The following is an 18,934-nucleotide window of genomic DNA, read 5'->3' as shown; positions in this document are numbered from 1 at the left end:
GCGGCAGACTGGTCCCGTGACACCGACACCGTCCGCCGTGGCGCGGGCCCTGGAGCGGATCGACCGGCTGGACCCGGCGCTGCACGCGTTCATCGAGGTCTGGCCGGACGAGGCGCTCGCCCGCGAACGGGAGGCTCTGGCCCGGCGACTGCCGCTGGGCGGGCTGCCGTTCGCGGTGAAGGGCCCCTCCGGGATCCGGTCCTTCACGGCCCGCCGGCTGATCGCGGCGGGCGGGGTCCCGGTCGGCGCGACCTCGGTGCCCGGGCCCGGCACCCACTGGCAGACCTGGGGGCAGGGCGCGCACGGCCGTACGGTCAACCCGTGGCGGGCGGACCGTACTCCGGGCGGTTCATCGGCCGGGTCGGCGGTCGCGGTGGCGGCGGGAATGGTGGAGCTGGCGACGGGCAGCGACGGGGCCGGGTCGGTCCGCATCCCGGCCGCCTGGTGCGGGGTGTTCGGGCTGAAGACGACGAACGGGCTGCTCCCCTCGCCCGACCGGTCCGGGCTGGCATCGGCCGGGGTGCTCGCCCGGTCGGTGGCCGCGGCGGAGCCGTATCTGCGGCACGTGCTGGACGGGTACGAGCCGCCCGCCGCCGCCTCGCCCCTGAAGATGCCGACGCCCGTACGTCTGCCTCTGCCCGCCGTGTACAGCGAGGACCTCGGATTCGCGGACGTGGACCCGGAGGTGGCCGCTGTCGTCGGCAGGGCGGTGGACCGGCTGGTCGCGGCGGGGACCGTACGCCTGGTGGAGCGCGATGCCGGGCTGCTCGACCCGGTGGGCGCCTGGACGGCGGTACGGGGCGGGGCGCCGGACGACCCGGAGGCGGTCCGGGTGCGGCGGACGAACGACGAGCGGCTGGCGGCGCTGCTCGCCGGCGGGGCCCTGCTGCTGACCCCCGCCACACCGAACCGGCCGCACGGCCACGAGGGTCCGGGCGCCTTCTACTCCACGGCGCTCACCTGGGCATTCAACCTGAGCGGGCATCCGGCGGCGAGCCTGCCCGCCGGATTCACCGGGGACGGCTGCCCGGTGGGGCTCCAGTTGGTGGCGGCGCACGGCGCGGACCTCCGGCTGCTCGCCGCGGCCCGCGCGGTGGAGGACGCCCTGCCCCCGGCCCGGAGACCGCCCGCGGCCGCGCGGTGACGATCCGGCCCCGGGCGCTCGGCCGCCCCGGACGAGGAACCCCGGTCAGCCGATCGGCTTGCGGGCTTCCTCGCGGACCTTGGCCGTCTCCGCCGCCGCGGTCGCCAGGTCCACGGACTTGGCGTCCTTGAGCACGGACTCCGGGCGGATCAGCGCGACCATCGCGGCGGTGTTGTCGTCGCCCCAGGCGCACATGGGAATGTTCACGGCGCCGCCGGCCTCCTTCGACTGCACGACCTGGCACTCGATCGTGATGTCGTACCCCTCGGGCCGGAACTCCTTGGGAGGCACGATGAGCTTCGCGCCGTCGGCGTCCGCCGCGCCCTTCATGATCTCGCCGCGCATGAAGCCGGGGCTGGCCAGCCGCCCGTACATCCCCGAGAGCACCAGCGCGCCGCCCTTGGCCGATGTGTAGTGCGCGACGACCGCCTCGGCGTTCCGGATGCTGGGGTCGGGGGTGTCCTCGATCTCCTTGCCCTCGGTCTCCGACAGGTCCTGACCCAGGGTGAACTCGCCGTCCAGAAGCTTCTTCTCCACGGTGAGCCGGTACTCCGCCTTGGGGTACACCAGGTCGCTGCCCTTGTCGGCGAGCTGGGTGACGCCGTAGACGATGCCGCCCGCCGCCAGCACCGCGCCGACCGCGATCCCGACGATCAGCCCGGTCCGCTTGCGGCGCGGCGGCTGCGGGCCCGCCGGCGGCCAGCCGCCCATCGCCGGGCCGCCCCCGCCGGGTATGCCGGGCTGCCCCCAGCCGCCCTGCTGGGGCGGCGGCGGGGGCTGCTGCGGGTAGCCGTAGGGCTGTTGCTGCGGCACGGCCCCGGGGGCGGCCGGCGGCGGGCCGTAGGGGTTCTGCGGGGGCGGCGGCCCGTAGGGGCCCTGCGGCGGGTGCGGCGGGGTGGTCATGGGCTCACGTTACGACACGTTCGCGAACGGATTTTCGGTCAACGGCTCACGCCTGCGCAGCCACGCCTCCGGCGCCCCGGCCGTCCCGGTCGCCGCCCCGACCACACCGCCGGTGATGGCGCACGTGGTGTCGACGTCGCCGAGGCCCGCCGCGGTCGCCCAGAGCGCCGCTTCCAGGTCGTCCCCGTGACGGGCCGCGCTCCACAGCGCGAAGGGCACGGTGTCGTCGGCGCGGATGCGCTGCCCGTTGCCGAGGAGGTCCGCGGCCCGCCACGGTTCGGTGCTGAACGGCGTCCGCGCGGCGCGCCGCACCCCGTCGCGTACCGGCCCCTCGGGCGTACGTTCCGCGACCGCGTCCAGCGTCAGTTCGCCGCGCGCCGACAGCGCCGCCGCCACCGCCACGGCCACCGCGCCCGCGATGCCGTCCGGGTGGGCGTGGGTGACCTCCGCCGAGAGCGCGGCCTGTGCGGCGACGAGGTCCAGATCCTCGTGGAAGCGGGCGCCGAGCGGCGCGACCCGCATGGCCGCGCCGTTGCCGAGGCTGCCGCCGTCGAAGAGTTCGGGGGCCAGGGTGCGCCAGTCGGCCGGGGCGTCGAGCAGCCGGGGCAGCAGGAGGTGCATGCCGTGGCCGTAGCCGCGGGCCTGGTCGGCGTCGAAGGCGAGGGCGTAGCAGAGCGCCAGGTGGTCCTGGTCGACGTGGCCGCGCTCGTCGAGGGAGCGGATCAGCGCGAGGGCGAGGGCCGTGTCGTCGGTCCAGTGCCAGCGGGGTTCGGGCGGGGTGCGGCGGGCCCGGATCTCGTTCACGGCCTGCCGGGGTTCACGGAAGAGCGGGAACCAGCGCTCGCCGAACGCGTCGCCGAGGGCGAGTGCTTCGAGGCTGCGGCGGGCGGCGGCGTGACCGGCTGCGCCGACCGGGGTGGCTGCGGGCGGGTTCGTCGTCATGTCAGCATCGTGACCGCCTGGCCCGTCCGCGTACATCCCTTATCGGCCCCTCCCGCCGCACCGCCCCTCAGGCGGCGTCGGCGGCGCCCTCGTCGATCGCGTCCGCGACCTCCGCCACCCGGGCCTGCTCCTCCGCGGCGAAGCGTTCGCGGTCCAGTTCCTCGGCTATCTCCTCGTCCTGCGACATCAGCAGGTCGAGGTTGGAGTCGCCGAGTTCGAGGACGCCCATGTCGACGTACGCCTTCTGGAGCCGTGGGCCCCACAGGCCGATGTCCTTGACGCACGGGACGATCCGGCTGAAGAGCAGCTTGCGGAAGAGCTGGAGGTACTCCGAGTGTTCGGAGAGGTCCTTCGCCTCCTGCTTGCCGATGCCGAAGTTCTCCAGGACCTCGACGCCGCTGAGCCGGTCGCGCATCAGGTAGCAGCCTTCGATGACGAACTCCTCGCGCTCGCGGAGTTCGGCGTCGCTCAGCTGCTTGTAGTAGTCGCGCAGCGCCATCCGCCCGAACGCGACGTGCCGGGCCTCGTCCTGCATGACATACGCGAGGATCTGCTTGGGCAGCGGCTTGGTCGTGGTGTCGCGGATCATCCCGAAGGCGGCCAGCGCCAGGCCCTCGATGAGGACCTGCATGCCGAGGTAGGGCATGTCCCAGCGGGAGTCGCGCAGGGTGTCGCCCAGCAGTCCCTGGAGGTTGTCGTTGACCGGGTAGAGCATGCCGATCTTCTCGTGCAGGAACCGGCCGTAGATCTCCGCGTGCCGGGCCTCGTCCATGGTCTGGGTGGCCGAGTAGAACTTGGCGTCCAGGTCGGGGACGGACTCCACGATGCGCGCCGCGCACACCATCGCGCCCTGCTCGCCGTGCAGGAACTGGCTGAACTGCCAGGAGGTGTAGTGCTTGCGCAGCTCGCCCCGGTCCTTCTCGGTCATCTTCGCCCAGTGCGGGGTGCCGTACAGGGTGAGCGCCTCGTCGGGGGTGCCGAGCGGGTCGGCGGGGTCGACCTCCAGGGACCAGTCGATGCGCTTGTTGCCGTCCCACTGCTTGTCCTTGCCCTTCTGGTAGAGGGCGAGAAGGCGTTCGCGGCCGTCGTCGTAGTCCCAGCTGAACCGGGCGGCTCCGGTGGCGGGGACCTGCCAGACCGGTTCGGCGGGCGGGGTGGTGTAGAGGTCATGAGTGGACACGGACGGCTCCTTCGCCTCGGACAGCGGGACGTGATCGACAAGTTCCGTGGCACCGAAGGCAGTTGAGCGCGTGCGTCAGCCGCCTCCCCGGCAGGTTCACACGTTGGTAGACAGCGGGTCAACAAGTCGTACGGAGCCGCGCGGAGTCGTGCGGAGTCGTGCGCAAGGGATTGACGGCCTTGCTGACAAGCAGTCTCATAAGGGGTGACCGCCGGTAACCCCCGTTCCCGGTAACCCCTGTGTGAGGTGCTCCCGCCATGACGACCGTCACCGCTCGCGATGTGACCGTGCTCCGCGACGCGCTCGGGCCGCTCCGCGACCGCGAGCAGATCGCCCTGCGGCTGCTCGCATCCTCGGCCAAGCACTCCTTCGACCCCGACACCGAACTCGACTGGGACTCCGCCGTCGAGGAGGGCAGGTGGTTCTGGCCGCCGGAGCTGCTCTCGCTGTACGACACCCCGATGTGGCACCGGATGTCGGAGGAACAGCGCCTGGACCTCTCCCGGCACGAGGGCGCGGCGCTCGCCTCGCTCGGCATCTGGTTCGAGATCATCCTGATGCAGCTGCTGGTCCGGCACATCTACGACAAGCCGGTGACCAGCAACCACGTCCGCTACGCGCTCACCGAGATAGCCGACGAGTGCCGGCACTCGATGATGTTCGGCCGCATGATCGACTGGGGCGGCGCCCCGACGTACCCGGTGCCGCGCGTCTACCACAACCTCGCGCGCGTCCTGAAGACCGTCTCCACCACCCCCGGTTCGTTCGCCGCGACCCTGCTGGGCGAGGAGATCCTCGACTGGATGCAGCGGCTGACGTTCCCGGACGAGCGGGTGCAGACCCTGGTGCGCGGCGTGACCCGGATCCATGTGATCGAGGAGGCCCGGCACGTCCGGTACGCCCGCGAGGAGCTGCGCCGCCAGATGGTGACCGCCCCGCGCTGGGAGCGCGAACTCACCAAGGTCAGCTGCGGCGAGGCGGCCCGGGTCTTCTCCGTCTGCTTCGTGAACCCGCAGGTGTACGAGAACGTCGGCCTGGACCGCCGCGAGGCCGTCGCCCAGGTGAAGGCCAGCGGCCACCGCGCCGAGGTGATGCAGACCGGCGCGAAACGGCTCACCGACTTCTTCGACGACATCGGGCTGCTGAACGGCGTCGGCCGCCGGCTGTGGCGAAGCTCCGGCCTGCTGGCCTGAGGTGTATCGCGGGTCAGCGCTTAGGCTCGGTGGCATGACCTCAACCGCCGCAGTCCCGCCGCCCCGGGCGACGTACCGCAGGCTCAGCGTCGAGGAGCGCCGCTCCCAGCTGCTGCTCGCCGCGCTCGGCCTCTTCGCCCACCGGGCGCCCGACGAGGTCTCGCTCGACGAGGTGGCGGTGGCGGCCGGGGTGTCCCGGCCGCTCGTCTACCGCTACTTCCCGGGCGGGCGGCAGCAGTTGTACGAGGCGGCGCTCGGCTCGGCGGCCGACGAGCTGACGCTGTGCTTCACCGAACCGCCGGTCGGCCCGCCCACCGAGCGGGTCGCCCGGGTCCTGGACCGCTATCTGCGCTTCGTCGACGAGCACGACACCGGGTTCAGCGCCCTGCTGCGCGGCGGCAGCGTGGTGGAGACCTCCCGTACGACGACGATCGTGGACGGGGTGCGCCGGGCGGCGGCCGACGAGATCCTGCGCCATCTCGGGCGGATCGGCGGGGCCGGGGAGCAGCCCGCCGGGCCGAGGCTGCGGATGATGGTGCGCAGTTGGATCGCGGCCGTCGAGGCGGCCTCGCTGATCTGGCTCGACGACGGGAAGCGGCCGGACGCGGCCGAGCTGCGCGGCTGGCTGGTCGACCATCTGATCGCCCTGCTCACCGCGACCGCCGCCACCGACCCGGAGACCGCGGTGGTGGTGAACGAGCTGCTGGCCCTGGAGCGGCCCGACGGCCCGGCGGGACAGCTGGCGGAACGGGTTATTCCGGTCGTCGCGGAGGCGGCGCACCTGCTGTCCCCGGCCGCTGCGTCAGACTGACCGGGTGAAGAGCGAGAACACCCCTTTCCGCGGCGGCCCCCTGGACGGCCGGGTCCTGCCGATCCTGCTCGGCCCGACCGGCCACCCGCCGAAGTGGTACGAGGTCCCGGTGCCCTCCCCCGACGGCGGCCCCGCCACCGTGTACGCGTACCAGCGCGTCCCGGCCGGCTACACCAAGCGGCTCGGGCTCCAGCGCGGCTGGGTGTACGAGTACGCCCCCGGCGGCCGCGAGCACCGCACGCTCAAGTGGCCCTGGTCCAAGCCGCCGAGCCGCGACTGAACCCCGGCGGGCGGCTCTCGCGTACGGCACGGGCCGGTCGGTCTAAGATCGACGGTCAGGTGCCGAGCGCCGGGTCACTCGGTCGCCGGAGGACGGTCACAAGGGGGGTGCGCCATGGAGGCGCTGCGTCAGGACGATCCACGCCGCTTCGGCCGCTTCACCGCGCTGGCCCGCTTCCACGAAGGCGCGAGCGCCGTACGGTACGTGGCCCGGGACACCGCCACCGGCGAGGTGGCCCTCGTCACCGCCGCGCGCCCCGAACTGGCCGCCGTACCGGTCTTCAGCCGCCGCTTCCGGGCCGAGGCGCGCACCGCCGAGCGGCTCGCGGGCGGCTGGGTGAGCCCGCCCGTCGACACCGGCGAGGAGCCGGAGGCCCCTGCGGACGGACCGGAGCCGCTGTGGACGGCGGCGGGTTACGTGCCCGCGCTGCCGCTGGCCGAGGCGGTCGCGATCGCCGGTCCGCTGCCCGAGCGGGCCCTGCGGATACTGGGCGCGGGCATCGCCGAGATCCTCTCCCGGGTGCACGCCTCCGGCTCGGTGCTCCAGGGGCTGGCCCCCGGCACGGTGCTGCTGGCCGCCGACGGGCCCCGCCTCACCGCCTTCGGCCCGCTGGGCGCCGCCGCCTCGGCGGAGGTGGGTCCGGGCGGCCAGCTCTCGGTACGGCTCGGCTATCTGACGCCCGAGCAGATCGAGGGCAAGGAGGTCTCCGCCGCCTCCGACCTGTTCGTGCTGGGGCTGCTGCTGGCGTACGCGGCGACCGGGACGACCCCGTTCACGGAGGGCCCGGCCGAGGAGGCCGCCCGCCGGATCGCCGAGGACGAGCCCGAACTCGACGCCGTACCGGACCCGTTGCGCGAGCTGATCGCGAGCTGCCTGGCGAAGGACCCGGCCGAGCGGCCCGCCGCCGGCACGGTCGCCGCCGAACTGGCCCTGGAGGGCGCGGCGGGCCTCGCCCGGGGCGGCTGGCTCCCCGAACGGCTCGCGGCGGCGGTCACGGACCAGGAGGCACGGGTCCTGGCCCTGGAGCCGCCGGAGGAGGAGCCGGAGGCCGAGTTGGCGGCCGGGGCGGAGGCCGGGGCCGAGGAGTCCGGGCCGGAGGACACCCCGGAGCCCGAGGACGCCCGGCCCGAGGACCCGCGTACGGACGCCGCCCGGCCCGAGGACCCGCGCGCGCTCCCGGAGCCGCAGGACGCCCGTACGGCCCCGGAGCCCGAGGACGCCCGGCCGCTGCCCGTCCCACCGGCGGACGCGTCACCGGCCGACGCCTCGCCGGTGAACGCCCCCTCATCGCAAGCACCCACCGCCGCATCCGTATCCGCTTCCGCGTCCGCGTCCGACGGGGACATCGGTGAGGACCGGGGCACCACGCGGTTCCTCAACACCGGACCGCGACCGCCGCAGAACGACCGCCCGACGACCCAGCTCGCGCTCCCCCACGAACTCACCGCACCCCCGGGCGCCGCCCTCGTCCCGGCGGCCCACCCGATGCCGCCCGCGCTGCCCGCCGCCCCCGGCACCCCGCAACAGCCTCAGCAGCCGCAGCCGCAGCCGCAACAACTGCACCAGCGGCCGAGCCACACGCAGGGCGGGCCCGCCCCCTACCCCGCCGCCGCGCTGCCGGCCGGACCGGCGGGGCCCGGTGGATCCGGCGGCGGCCCGATGGTGTCGTTGCCGCTGCCTCCCGCGCCCGCCCCGGCGCCCGACCCCGGTGCGAGCCGCCGGACGCTGCTGACCGTCGCGGCGGCGGCCGTCGGCGGGCTGGTCGTGGGCGGCGGTTCGGTCGCCGCGCTCGGCTCCGGGGACACGGCGGCGGCGACCGACGACAAGCCCGCGCCGAAGCCCCGCCGTACGCTCCCGGGGCAGGCCCCCGAGCCGCGCTGGATCTACGCGCACCCGGCCTCCGAGTCGTCCCCGCTCACCACCGCCGTATGGCAGGACAAGCTCCTGGTGGTGACCAGCGAGAGCCAGGCGAGCGCCGTGGACCTGCGCACCGGCAAGCGGCTGTGGCAGCGCGCGGACGGGGCGAAGGGGCAGGCCGCGCTGGCGGCGGGCGACGATCTGGTCTTTGTGGCGAGCCCCACGGAGTTCCTGTGGCTGTCGCCGAAGAACGGCAAGGTCGTGCACCGCGTGCGCTACACCGAAGCCTTCGCCGACCTGCCGGGCCTCACCGTCGGGCGGCTGGCCGGGAGTTCCGGGCCGGTCATCTGGTTCACCGGATCGCACACGGTCACCGTGAAGGCCCCGAAGCCGAAGAAGGGCAAGAAGAAGGAGAAGGACAAGGAAGTCGTCCAGGCCCACTTCTTCGCGTACGACATCGTGCAGCGCAAGGAGCTGTGGCGGACCGCCGTGCCCGCGGGCCGCTCCCCGGGCACCCCCGTCTACCGGGTGGTGGCGGAGCGCTCCGCCGACGTTCTCGTACGGCAGGACGCGGTCAGCCTGACGGCGGCCGAGGTCAAGGCGGCCAAGGGCAAGGGCTCGGTCCGCTCGTTCGACCAGAAGACCGGCAAGCTGCTGTGGACCAAGAAGTACGGCGCGGCCTCCCTGGAGGCCGCCACCACGGGCGACGAGGACGGGACGCTGTACGCGGCGGTCGGCCGGGATCTCCAGGCCTTCGAGGCGGACACGACGAAGCCGCTGTGGCGCGTCGAGGGCAGTGACGGCTCCTGGTTCGGCACCCCGCTGATCGCCGGGCCCCTGATCCACACCACCGAACGCAGCCGGCTGGTCGGCGCGGTGGAGCGGGAGAGCGGCCGGCTGGTGTGGCGTCGCTCCACCGAGGTGCCGGGCATCGGCAACGCCCCCTCGCTCACCCTGAGCAGCAGCGAGAAGACCCTGATCGCCGCCGACGCCATCCAGGTCACGGTGTTCTCGGCGGCCGACGGCGAGCGGCTGTGGAAGTTCCAGGACATCGGGTCGGCCGATCCGAAGGGGGCGACGGTGAGCGCGCCGTACCGGGCGCTCGCCTTCGGCGAGACCGTCGTCGTCCAGCGGGACCGGTCCTTCTACGCCTTCCCGGTGGCTTAGGCGGACCGGCGCCCTCGCGTCGCCACCACCGCCGTCCGGGGGATCCCCCGGACGGCGCGCCGCGCGGTGCTTGCGTCACCTGACATCGAGTGACCGGATTATCGGATTCGCCCATTTATGGACGAGCCCGGTGCCGGGCTTCGTCTCCGTCACGGAGGTGATGTCGTGTCAGGCAGACTCCTGCGCGCGGTCTGCGCGACCGTGCTGACCACGGCGCTCACGGTCTCGCCCGCCACCTTCGCACGGGCCGAGCCCGGCCCCGTACCCTCCCGGGAATCCGACGAGGCGGACGCCCCGGACGCATCGGGCTCTCCGGAGGAGGCCGACGGAACCGACGAGATCGACGCGACCGACGTGCCCGGCACGACCGACCCGACCGATGCTCCGGAGGTCGATGCCGAGACCGCCCTCGGCGCACCCGAGGCGCCCAGGAGCGTCGTCGCCCTGCTGCGCGAGTTGCAGACCCGCTACCGGGCGGCGGAGGAGGCGACCGAGACCTACAACGCCACCGCCGAGAAGCTGAAGCAGCGGACCGCGCAGGTGAAGAAGGTGAACGCGGACCTGGCGAAGGCCCGGGCCGCGCTGGAGCTCAGCCGCGGGGACGCCGGGCGGCTGGCCCGGGAGCAGTACCAGGGGCGCACCGAATTCTCCGCGTACCTCCAACTGCTGCTGGCCCGCGACCCGTTGCGCGCCCTGGACCAGAGCCATGTCGTGGGGCGGCTGGCCGCGAACCGCGCGGCGACGGTGGACCGGCTCACCGACAGCGCCGGGCGGGCCGACAAGCTGGCCGCCGCCGCCCGCAAGGCGCTGGACGACCAGAAAAAGCTCGCCGCGCGGCAGAAGAAGCAGCGCGATGCCGTGAACGGCAGACTCAAGGAGGTCGAGGGGCTGCTGGCCACGCTCTCCGAGGAGCAGATCGCCCAGCTCGCCGGCCTCGAACAGCAGGGCGTGGACAAGGCCCAGCGCGAACTGGTGGCCTCCGGGGCGCTCAGCTCCACCCGGCCGCCGACCCGACAGGGCGGCGACGCCGTCGCGTACGCGGTCCGGCAGATCGGCAAGCCGTACGTGTGGGGCGCCGAGGGCCCCGGCTCCTTCGACTGCTCCGGGCTCACCTCCCAGGCCTGGGCGGCGGCGGGGCGGGCGATCCCGCGCACCTCGCAGGAGCAGTGGAAGCAGCTCCCGAAGGTGCCGGTCTCCGCGCTGCGCCCCGGCGACCTGGTGATCTACTTCCCGAAGGCGACCCATGTGGCGCTGTACATCGGCAACGGCCTGGTGGTGCAGGCGCCCCGCCCCGGCACCAAGGTCAAGGTCTCGCCCCTGGCGTCGAACCCGCTGCTGGGAGCCGTCCGCCCCGACCCCGGCGGCGCCCCGCTGTCCACGTACACGCTCCCGGAACTCCCCGAGGGCGCACGCGACGGCGCGGACACCGGATACAGCACGGACGCGGCACCACCGGACGCCTCCTAGAAGAGCCAAGGAGTACGGGCAGAGCTCGGCGGCCGGACCGGCGGTGCTGGTCCGGCCGCCGAAGCGGGTGGTCGGGGCGCTCAGGCCCCGGTGAGCGAGGCCAGGTAGGCGTTCGTCTTCTCGGGCTCGTAGAAGAAGTTCTCGAAGTCCGCCGGGTCGTTGAACCCGTTGGCGAAGCGGTCGGCGGCGGGCTGGAGCTGGCCGGCCGCGCCGATCAGGTTCAGCACGTGCTCCGGCGGGACGCCGAGCATCGCGTTGGTCCACTTCGTGACGTGCTGCGCGGTGTCCCAGTAACGGTCGAACGTGGACTGCATCCACGCCGCGTCGAACTCCTTCTCGCCGTGCTCGACGATCGAGTCCAGGTAGGAGTTGGCGCACTTGGAGGCCGAGTTGGAGCCCTGGCCGGTGATCGGGTCGTTGGCCACGACGACGTCCGCGACGCCGAGGACCAGGCCGCCGCCGGGCAGCCGGCCGATCGGCTTGCGGACCGTGGGGGCGTAGCGGCCGGCGAGGGTGCCGTTGGCGTCGGTCAGCTCGACCCTGGTGGCGCGGGCGTACTCCCACGGCGTGAACTTCTCCATCAGCTCCAGCGTCTTCGCCAGGTGCTCGGAGGGGTCCTTGATGCCCTGGAAGGCGTCGAGCGGTCCGCCCGGGACACCCTCCCAGAAGAGGATGTCGGCGCGGCCGGAGGTGGTGAGCGTCGGCATCACGAACAGTTCGCCGACGCCCGGCACCAGGTTGCACCGGACCGCGTCGAACTCCGGGTGCTCCGGGCGCGGGCCCATGCCGTGGACGTAGGCGACGGCCAGCGCGCGCTGCGGGGCGTCGAACGGGGAACGGGCCGCGTCCCGGCCGAACATGGAGACCAGCTCGCCCTTGCCGGCCGAGACCATCACCAGGTCGTAGGTGCGGGAGAAGTAGTCCAGGTCGGAGACGGCGGCGCCGTGGATGACGAGCTGCCCGCCGCGCTGGGCGAAGGTCTCCATCCAGCCGGCCATCTTCACGCGCTGGTCGACGGACTGGGCGTAGCCGTCGAGCTTGCCGACCCAGTCGACGGCGCGGGAGGAGTCGGGGGCGGCGACGGAGACGCCGAGGCCCTCGATCTTCGGGGCCTGGGACTCCCAGAAGTTCAGCTGGTAGTCCCGCTCGTGCTGGAGCGCGGTGTGGAACATGCACTGGGTGGACATGACCCGGCCGGTGCGGATCTCGTCGGCGGTGCGGTTGGACATCAGGGTGACTTCGTAGCCTCTGGACTGCAGCCCCAGGGCCAGCTGGAGCCCGGACTGACCGGCTCCGACTATGAGTATCTTCCGCATCGCGGCTCTCCGTGCTCCGTTGTTTCTGATTCGAGGCGTCAGGCGGGGGTGACGTCGAGAGCATGCCCCACGAGGGCCAGCAGCGACTCGACGACCGTGATCCTGTTACGCGCATCCATGATCACTATCGGCACCTGCGGGGGTACGGTCAGGGCCTCGCGGACGTCCTCCGGCTCGTAACCCGGTGTTCCCTCGAAGTGGTTGACCGCCACGATGTACGGCAGGCCGCAGCTCTCGAAGTAGTCGAGCGCCGGGAAGCAGTCCTCCAGACGCCGGGTGTCGGCGAGGACGACCGCGCCGATCGCCCCGCGCACCAGGTCGTCCCACATGAACCAGAAGCGCTGCTGGCCCGGGGTGCCGAAGACGTACAGGACGAGGTCGTCGTCGAGGGTGAGCCGGCCGAAGTCCATGGCCACCGTCGTGGTGGTCTTCTCCGGTGTCGCGGAGAGGTCGTCGGTCTCCTCGCTGGCCTGCGTCATCAGCGCTTCGGTCTGCAGCGGCGTGATCTCGGAGACCGAGCCGACGAACGTGGTCTTGCCGACGCCGAAGCCGCCCGCCACCACGATCTTTGTGGCGGTGGGCGCGCGGGTGTGGTCGAGCTGCCAGGCCTGGAGCGACTCCTCGGCCTGGTCCACGGGCCCTGACGCCTGGTCCCGGGCCCCCGGCTGACGCGGGGCGAAGAGCGGCGCCTCAGAGACGGCGGAGTCCATTGAGCACCCTTTCGAGCAGTGCGCGGTCGGGCTGGCCGGTGCCGTGACCGGTCCCGTACACGCGGATCTTTCCTTGGTCGGCCAGGTCGCTGAGCAGCACCCGGACGACTCCGAGCGGCATCTTCAGCAGGGCCGAGATCTCCGCGACCGTACGCATCCGGCGGCAGAGTTCGACGATGGCCTGGAGCTCCGGCATCACCCGCGACGCGAGGTTGCCGTTGGTGAGTTCGCGGCGCTCGTCGGGTGCTTCGAGGGCGGCGACGAACGTCTCGACCAGCAGGACGTGCCCGAATCGCGTGCGGCCGCCGGTGAGGGAGTACGGGCGGACCCGGGCGGCGCGCTTGTCGGCCCCGCGGACGGGGAGGCGGGGGGCGGGTTCTGCGGCGGCGGTGGTCACTGGGCGCTCTCCAACGATGTGCGCAGCTCGCTGCGGAGTTCGGGGGTGAGTACGTGTCCGGCCCGGCCGACGAAGAGCGCCATGTGGTACGCGACGACGCTCATGTCGCAGTCCGGGGTGGCGTGGACGCCGAGCAGGGAGCCGTCGCTGATCGACATGACGAAGACGCTGCCCTCGTCCATGGCGACCATCGTCTGTTTGACGCCGCCGCCGTCCATCAGCTTCGCCGCGCCGACGGTCAGCGAGCCGATGCCGGAGACGATCGTGGCCAGGTCGGCGCTGGACCCCTTGGGCCCGTCCGAGGTGGGTCCGTCCGACGTCCCGGTGGCCGGTCCGGCCGCCTTCGCGGTCAGATGGCCGGGGTCGGAGGAGAGCAGCATCAGGCCGTCGGACGAGACGACGGTGACCGAGTGGACCCCTGGCACCTCCTCCACGAGATTGCTCAGCAACCAGTGAAGGTTCCGGGCCTCGGTACTCAGCCCGAATGTGCTGGGCGCAGTCAACTGCGTGCCTCCTCGACTGTGTCCCCCGTCTCTTCGTTCCGGCCGTCCGCCCGGCCGCCGGTCTCGGCGGCCCGGGCGGTCCTTGCGTTCCGTGCGTCCTGTGCGGTGTCCGTGGTCGGTGCGGTGGTGCTCTGGTGCCCGGTGCGGTCGGCGGGTACGCCTCCGAGACCGGCGAGGGCGATGCCGCCGGTCTCGGCGATCTCCGCCTCGACGTCGCGCCGGCCCTCCTTCGCCGCCTGGTGGAAGCTGCCGAGCCGGCGGCGCAGGGCGTCCCGGTCCAGGCTGCCGGTGCGCCCGGTGGCGGGAGCGGTGTCGGGCCGGACCACCTTGGGGGTGCGCTTCGGCAGCCCCTTGTCGGTGATCCGTCCAGCCTCGGGGCGGCGGGGTCCGGGGACGGTCTCGGCGGGCGCGGAACCGGCGGCGGCCTCGGCGTGCGGCGCGGGGCGGAACGCGGGCCCGTCCGGGTCCTGGTCGCCCGGGCCGTTCTCGGCCGGGCGCTCGTGGCGGTCGGGGCCGATGGCGTACGGGTCGGCCGGCGCCGGGACGGCGGGGTCCGACAGAAGCCCCGGGCCGGCCGGGGCGGTCGGGTCGGCCGGAGCGGTCGGGGGCTTCGGCAGGCGGACCTGCAGCGTGATCTCGGACTCCGACTCGGCGTCCGGCTCGGCGTCCGGTTCGGTGCCCGGTCCGGCGTCGGTGCCAGCACCAGTCACGGCAGCAAGCTCGGCCTCGGGCTCGGCTTCCGTGAACGGCTGCTGTGCGTCCTGCTCCTGCTGCCCCTGCTGCGGTACGGCGGTGGCTTCCGGGGTCTCGTCGACCCCGGCGTCCTCGGCTGCGGCGCTCTCGGCGGCGTTCTCACGGATCGTCCGCTCGGCGGCGGCGATCATCGGGTCCACGGCGGGCAGCGCCTCGGCGACCGGCTCGGCGACCGGCTCCGGGGCGTCCGCCTCGTCGCTGTCCGACAGGTCAGACAGGTCAGACAGGTCAGACGAGTCTGCCGGGTCCGAAGCGGCCCCGGCGGGCGTGCCCGGCTCCGGTGCGGTCGCCGGGAGCGGTGAACGGCGCGGCAGGGCGTTGGAGTTGGCCTCGGCCACCGAGCCCGGCAGGTTGAGCGTGGGCGCGTCACCGGGCAGTTGCACGGCGGGCGGGGTGGCGGCGGGCAGGGTCTTGGGCAGCAGGGCCTGCGGCAGGACGACGACGGCCGTCACTCCACTTCCCTTCTGCTCGCGCAGCTGGACCCGTACTCCGTGCCGGGCGGCCAGCAACGACGTCACCTGGAGACCGAGTCCGGCGCCGTCGGCATTCTGCTCACCGGCCTCGAACGAGGCCGGGTCGGCCAGCCTGGCATTCAGCTCGTCCATCCGGACCGTCGACATGCCGATGCCCTCGTCCGACACGGAGAGCATCACCTCACCGCTCTCCAGCAGCCAGCCGGACAGCTCGACATGGGAGTCCGGCGGCGAGAAGGAGGTGGCGTTCTCCAGGAGTTCGGCCAGCAGGTGGCTGAGGTCGTCGGCGGCGAACCCGGCGATCTGGGCGTGCGGCGGCAGGGACTGGATGGTCACCCGCTCGTACCGCTCGATCTCGCTGACGGCGGCGCGCGCCACGTCGACCAGCGGGATCGGACCGGCGTGGCCGTGGCCGTGCTCGGCGCCCGCCAGGACGAGCATGTTCTCGCTGTGGCGGCGCATGACCGTGGCCATGTGGTCCAGCTTGAACAGGGTGGCCAGGCGCTCCGGGTCCTGCTCGCGCTCCTCCAGGCCCTCGATGACGCCGAGCTGCCGCTCGACCAGGCCGAGGGTGCGCAGCGAGAGGTTGACGAAGGTGTGGTTGACCGTGTTCCGCAGCTGCTCCAGTTGGGTGGTCAGCTCGGCGGTCCGCTCCTGGAGTTCGGTCCGCTGCTCGGCCAGGGTCTCCCGGCTCTTGATCAGGCCGGACCGTTCGGCGGTGAGGTTCTCGACGCGTCCGCCGAGGTCCTGGTGCAGGGTGGTGAGCCGGCCGTGCAGGGCGTTCATCGACCGTACGACCTGGGCGAACTCGTCGTTGCGGCCGGTGTAGCGGACCGGTTCGGCGTTCGCGGGGTCCTCGGCGAGGCGCGCGGCGCCGATGCGCAGGACGGCGAGCGGCTGGGTGAGGGTGCGGGCGACGGCCGTGGAGACGCCGACGGCGAGCAGGAAGCAGCCGCCGAGCAGGGCGATGCTCAGTTCGAGGGCGGTGACGTCGTCGTCGCGCAGGCCCTCCAGATGGCGGACCTGGCCGGTGGTCAGGGCGGACTCGACGCTGCGCATCCGGTCGACGCGGGCGGAGAGCGCGGCCTCCAGCTTCTTGGGGCTCACCCTGCGCTCGGCGTCCGAGAGTTCGGGGCGGTCGGTGAGCCGGGTGAGGTACTTCTCCGCGTCGTTGACCTCGGGTCCGGTGACGGTGGCGGAGAGCTTGTCGCGGGCTTCCGGGTCCGCCGCCTGGTCGAAGTCGGCGAGCGCGGCCAGCTCCCGGACGCGGGCCTGCTGGGCGGCGGCGCTCAGCTCGTCGCGTTCGCGGTCGGCCCGGGTGGCGTCCTCGTCCTGGGTCTGCACGGGCAGCCCGGTGAAGGGGTCGGTCTGCGGGGCCGTCGGCTCGGGGCTCGGCACGGCGAGCGCGGCGAGGAGGAGCCCGCGGGTGGCGGAGGCCTGTTCGGACGCGCCGCCGAGGGTGAGCGGGGCCCGGGTGGCGTCGGCGGCGCGCGGCGGGGTCTTCTCCGCCAGTTCGGCGGCGATGCCGTGCAGCTTGGCGATGACGTCGGAGTACGCCTGGTGCGCCTCCAGGGCCGAGCCTTTGCCGGTCAGCGCTTCGCGGCGCAGCGAGGCGACCGTCGAGAGGTCGCGGCGCAGGGCCGCGGAGGCCGCCTCGTGGATCTCGTCGATCTGCTGGTCGACGCGGGTGGTGCGGGCGGCGCGGTTCTTCGCGCCGTCCTTGTCGTCGGCGTCCTCGGCGCGGCCGTCGGCGATGTACGCGGTGACGGCGTCACGTTCGTCGGCGAGGGAGTGCGCGAGGGTGACCGCCTGCTGGTTCAGCTCGGCGAGGGTGACCAGCCGCTGGGACTCGCTCAGATCGGCGGAGGCCCCGAGCGCGGCGGGGGCGCCCGCCGCCAGGACGATGACGCCGACGACCGCGACACCGGCGACCAGTCGGCTGCGTACCCGCACGGTCCGCTTGTCCGCGCCGGGTGCCGGAGGCGTCGCCCCGGAACCGTCGCGCGTCGTGCCCTTGCTCCGCGGCCGCTTCTTCTGCACCGGTGCTCGCAATCTTGACTCGTCCACCCTTGAAGCAGAGGTGACGCACGGTCACATGGAAGGGCGCCCCGCTCCTGGTACGGCTTCCGACCATTCCAGCGCTTATGAGAGGGGGGCGCGCATCAACCGCTCCGCCACTCGAAGGAGTGAACATCACTCCGGAGTTGGCGAACAAGTCTGCCCTGGGGCGCCTCTGACCATGCATGGACCATGGGGTGGAACTTCCGCTCCGCCTTTGGCAGGATGCCCGCCCGCAATCGGTCCGGAGCCGCCCCTTCCGGCCGGTGCGCACCCGTTGACCTGCTGGTACAGGCCAAATCCGGTCGCGTGCGGGGACGGTGAAGGGCTCGTGCAGACTGACCGTATGCGCATCGAACTCGCCACCGCTCCCGGCAGTCCCGAACGCCCCAACGAGGACTGGGTGTCCGGGTCTCTTCCCGCGTCCGGCCAGGGTGGTGTGCTGGTCCTGCTCGACGGCGTCACCCCGCCGCGCGGGGACGACGGTTGTGTGCACTCGGTCCCGTGGTTCACCGCACGGCTGGGCGGCGCGCTGGTGGAACTGTCCGGTTCCCGCCCTGATCTGACCCTGGCCGAGATCCTGGCCGCGGCCATCTCCCGTACAGCCGACGCCCATCGGGTCACCTGTGACCTTTCTCACGTGCGTACGCCTCAGGCGACCGTGGTCCTGGCGCGCTGGAACGAACAGACGATCGAGCACCTGGTGCTCTCCGACTCGGCCCTGCTGCTGGAGTCCGCCGACGGCACGGTCCGGGCGGTTCTCGACGACCGGCTGGACCGGCTGCCGCCGGGCTCGCTCGCGTCCAACGAGATCGCCGACTCCACGGTCCGTAACAAGGAGGGCGGCTTCTTCACGGCCGCCGCGGATCCGTCGGTGGCCGCGCGCGCGGTGACGGGCAGCACCCCGGCGGCCGGCGTCCGGGCCCTCGCCGCGCTCACGGACGGGGCGAGCCGCTGGACGGAGGTGTTCGGCGAGGGCGACTGGGCGGGCACGCTGGGGCTGCTGCGGAAGGCGGGGCCGCAGGGGCTGATCGACCGGGTGCGGGAGCTGGAGCTGGCCGATGCGGAGGCGGGGCGCGTACGGCTGGGGCGCGGCAAGACGCACGACGACGCGACCGCGCTCCTGGTGGAGCTGGGCTGACCGCCGGAGGCCGGAGGCCTGTACGGGCGGCGGGTGCCGCAGGCCCGTACGGGAGGCGGATACCCGAGGCCGTACGGGCGGCGGGTCAGCTCTCCGCGCGGGTGTTCAGCTGGTGCAGCAGCCGGGCCAGCTCGGCGATCTCGGCCCGGTCCCAGTCGGCCAGCTTGCGCACATAGCGCCCGCGGCGGGCGTCCCGGACGCTGCGGAAGCGGGCCAGGCCGTCGTCGGTGAGGTGGACGAGCCAGGCGCGCCCGTCGGCCGGGTCGGGTTCGCGGGCCACCAGCCCGAGGTTCTCCAGGGAGTGCAGCTGGCGGCTCATGGTGGCCTTGCCGACGCCGAAGTAGGCGGCCAGCTCGGTGGCCCGCTGCCGGCCCGCCGCCTCCAGGCGGACGAGCAGCCCGTAGGCGGCGGGCTCCAGTTCGGGGTGGACCTCCCGGGCCATCTCGCCCGAGCTGGCCCGCGCCCGGCGCAGGAACACCGCCAGCTCGCGCTCCAGCGCCAGGAACTCATGGTCCACGCCGCTCTCGTCGGGCGTGCCCGGCTCCGGCTCGATGTCGTTCCCGCGCACGTCGGTACCCCTCATACGGTGCCCTGCCGATTCCCACGGCGTCCTGCCGATGCAAGCCTCTTCCGCGACCG

General features: G+C 73.3%; 16 protein-coding genes. 7 read left to right on the top strand and 9 right to left on the bottom strand.

Features of this window, described 5'->3' with window-relative positions:
• The first annotated feature begins 16 nt into the window (after positions 1 to 16).
• Complete coding sequence (locus ACSMXR_RS25995) at positions 17 to 1,144, top strand: amidase family protein (protein WP_473170033.1); 1,128 nt, start codon at positions 17 to 19, stop codon at positions 1,142 to 1,144.
• A 45-nt stretch (positions 1,145 to 1,189) separates the two neighbouring features.
• Here the strand turns inward: ACSMXR_RS25995 and ACSMXR_RS25990 are convergent, their stop codons facing one another.
• The 3 genes from ACSMXR_RS25990 to ACSMXR_RS25980 form a co-directional block, all read right to left on the bottom strand.
• Entirely contained in the window at positions 1,190 to 2,047 is an 858-nt protein-coding gene (locus tag ACSMXR_RS25990; RefSeq protein ID WP_473170032.1) for a hypothetical protein, read from the bottom strand.
• A 9-nt stretch (positions 2,048 to 2,056) separates the two neighbouring features.
• Complete coding sequence (locus tag ACSMXR_RS25985; RefSeq protein WP_473170031.1) at positions 2,057 to 2,989, bottom strand: ADP-ribosylglycohydrolase family protein; 933 nt, start codon at positions 2,987 to 2,989, stop codon at positions 2,057 to 2,059.
• Between the two features lie 67 nt (positions 2,990 to 3,056).
• Entirely contained in the window at positions 3,057 to 4,169 is a 1,113-nt protein-coding gene (locus tag ACSMXR_RS25980) for a ferritin-like domain-containing protein (protein WP_030079396.1), read from the bottom strand.
• 257 nt (positions 4,170 to 4,426) lie between these two features.
• Between ACSMXR_RS25980 and ACSMXR_RS25975 the strand changes: the two genes are divergently transcribed.
• From ACSMXR_RS25975 to ACSMXR_RS25955, 5 genes are all read left to right on the top strand, one after another.
• On the top strand, positions 4,427 to 5,362 hold the full coding sequence (locus ACSMXR_RS25975; RefSeq protein WP_137233478.1) for an AurF N-oxygenase family protein: 936 nt from the start codon (positions 4,427 to 4,429) through the stop codon (positions 5,360 to 5,362).
• A gap of 34 nt (positions 5,363 to 5,396) precedes the next feature.
• Positions 5,397 to 6,173, top strand: coding sequence for a TetR/AcrR family transcriptional regulator (locus ACSMXR_RS25970; protein WP_137233477.1), 777 nt, complete (start codon positions 5,397 to 5,399; stop codon positions 6,171 to 6,173).
• 4 nt (positions 6,174 to 6,177) lie between these two features.
• On the top strand, positions 6,178 to 6,453 hold the full coding sequence (locus ACSMXR_RS25965; protein ID WP_086779598.1) for a hypothetical protein: 276 nt from the start codon (positions 6,178 to 6,180) through the stop codon (positions 6,451 to 6,453).
• A 114-nt stretch (positions 6,454 to 6,567) separates the two neighbouring features.
• A complete protein-coding gene (locus ACSMXR_RS25960; protein ID WP_473170030.1) occupies positions 6,568 to 9,477 on the top strand; it encodes an outer membrane protein assembly factor BamB family protein in 2,910 nt (969 codons plus the stop codon).
• Positions 9,478 to 9,642: 165 nt separating this feature from the next.
• Positions 9,643 to 10,944: a C40 family peptidase gene (locus ACSMXR_RS25955; protein WP_473170029.1), complete on the top strand. Its 1,302-nt coding sequence runs from the start codon at positions 9,643 to 9,645 to the stop codon at positions 10,942 to 10,944.
• Between the two features lie 80 nt (positions 10,945 to 11,024).
• Here ACSMXR_RS25955 and ACSMXR_RS25950 read toward each other — a convergent pair whose 3' ends face one another.
• Genes ACSMXR_RS25950 through ACSMXR_RS25930 form a run of 5 tightly spaced genes read right to left on the bottom strand, consistent with a single transcriptional unit; the run spans position 11,025 to position 17,136 of the window.
• On the bottom strand, positions 11,025 to 12,260 hold the full coding sequence (locus tag ACSMXR_RS25950) for a styrene monooxygenase/indole monooxygenase family protein (protein WP_030079408.1): 1,236 nt from the start codon (positions 12,258 to 12,260) through the stop codon (positions 11,025 to 11,027).
• A gap of 38 nt (positions 12,261 to 12,298) precedes the next feature.
• The gene (locus tag ACSMXR_RS25945; RefSeq protein WP_103507136.1) at positions 12,299 to 12,970 is read right to left on the bottom strand and encodes a GTP-binding protein; all 672 of its coding nucleotides are present in this window, start codon (positions 12,968 to 12,970) and stop codon (positions 12,299 to 12,301) included.
• On the bottom strand, positions 12,951 to 13,367 hold the full coding sequence (locus ACSMXR_RS25940; RefSeq protein WP_137233474.1) for a DUF742 domain-containing protein: 417 nt from the start codon (positions 13,365 to 13,367) through the stop codon (positions 12,951 to 12,953). The genes ACSMXR_RS25945 and ACSMXR_RS25940 overlap by 20 nt, the downstream gene beginning before the upstream one ends.
• Complete coding sequence (locus ACSMXR_RS25935; protein ID WP_050504843.1) at positions 13,364 to 13,870, bottom strand: roadblock/LC7 domain-containing protein; 507 nt, start codon at positions 13,868 to 13,870, stop codon at positions 13,364 to 13,366. Before ACSMXR_RS25935 ends, ACSMXR_RS25940 begins: the two co-directional genes overlap by 4 nt.
• Complete coding sequence (locus ACSMXR_RS25930; protein ID WP_473172448.1) at positions 13,867 to 17,136, bottom strand: sensor histidine kinase; 3,270 nt, start codon at positions 17,134 to 17,136, stop codon at positions 13,867 to 13,869. The genes ACSMXR_RS25935 and ACSMXR_RS25930 overlap by 4 nt, the downstream gene beginning before the upstream one ends.
• 364 nt (positions 17,137 to 17,500) lie before the next feature.
• Here ACSMXR_RS25930 and ACSMXR_RS25925 point away from each other — a divergent pair, with 364 nt between their 5' ends.
• Positions 17,501 to 18,295 carry a hypothetical protein gene (locus ACSMXR_RS25925; protein ID WP_381789613.1) on the top strand — a complete coding sequence of 265 codons (795 nt, stop codon included), beginning with the start codon at positions 17,501 to 17,503 and terminating at the stop codon, positions 18,293 to 18,295.
• 85 nt (positions 18,296 to 18,380) lie between these two features.
• Here the strand turns inward: ACSMXR_RS25925 and ACSMXR_RS25920 are convergent, their stop codons facing one another.
• Complete coding sequence (locus ACSMXR_RS25920; protein WP_137233472.1) at positions 18,381 to 18,863, bottom strand: MarR family winged helix-turn-helix transcriptional regulator; 483 nt, start codon at positions 18,861 to 18,863, stop codon at positions 18,381 to 18,383.
• Between the last annotated feature and the right edge of the window lie 71 nt (positions 18,864 to 18,934).

The sequence above is a fragment of the Streptomyces sp. DSM 106670 genome, assembly GCF_055792845.1.
Note: the sequence above shows the minus strand (reverse complement) of the source record. Positions and strands in the feature narration are given on the sequence as shown.

Bases quoted from the DNA above. Each gene is read 5' to 3' on its own strand.
- ACSMXR_RS25985 (WP_473170031.1), bottom strand. From the start codon at position 2,989: ATGACGACGAACCCGCCCGCAGCCACCCCGGTCGGCGCAGCCGGTCAC.
- ACSMXR_RS25960 (WP_473170030.1), top strand. From the start codon at position 6,568: ATGGAGGCGCTGCGTCAGGACGATCCACGCCGCTTCGGCCGCTTCACC.
- ACSMXR_RS25950 (WP_030079408.1), bottom strand. From the start codon at position 12,260: ATGCGGAAGATACTCATAGTCGGAGCCGGTCAGTCCGGGCTCCAGCTG.
- ACSMXR_RS25970 (WP_137233477.1), top strand. From the start codon at position 5,397: ATGACCTCAACCGCCGCAGTCCCGCCGCCCCGGGCGACGTACCGCAGG.
- ACSMXR_RS25990 (WP_473170032.1), bottom strand. From the start codon at position 2,047: ATGACCACCCCGCCGCACCCGCCGCAGGGCCCCTACGGGCCGCCGCCC.
- ACSMXR_RS25945 (WP_103507136.1), bottom strand. From the start codon at position 12,970: ATGGACTCCGCCGTCTCTGAGGCGCCGCTCTTCGCCCCGCGTCAGCCG.
- ACSMXR_RS25925 (WP_381789613.1), top strand. From the start codon at position 17,501: ATGCGCATCGAACTCGCCACCGCTCCCGGCAGTCCCGAACGCCCCAAC.
- ACSMXR_RS25975 (WP_137233478.1), top strand. From the start codon at position 4,427: ATGACGACCGTCACCGCTCGCGATGTGACCGTGCTCCGCGACGCGCTC.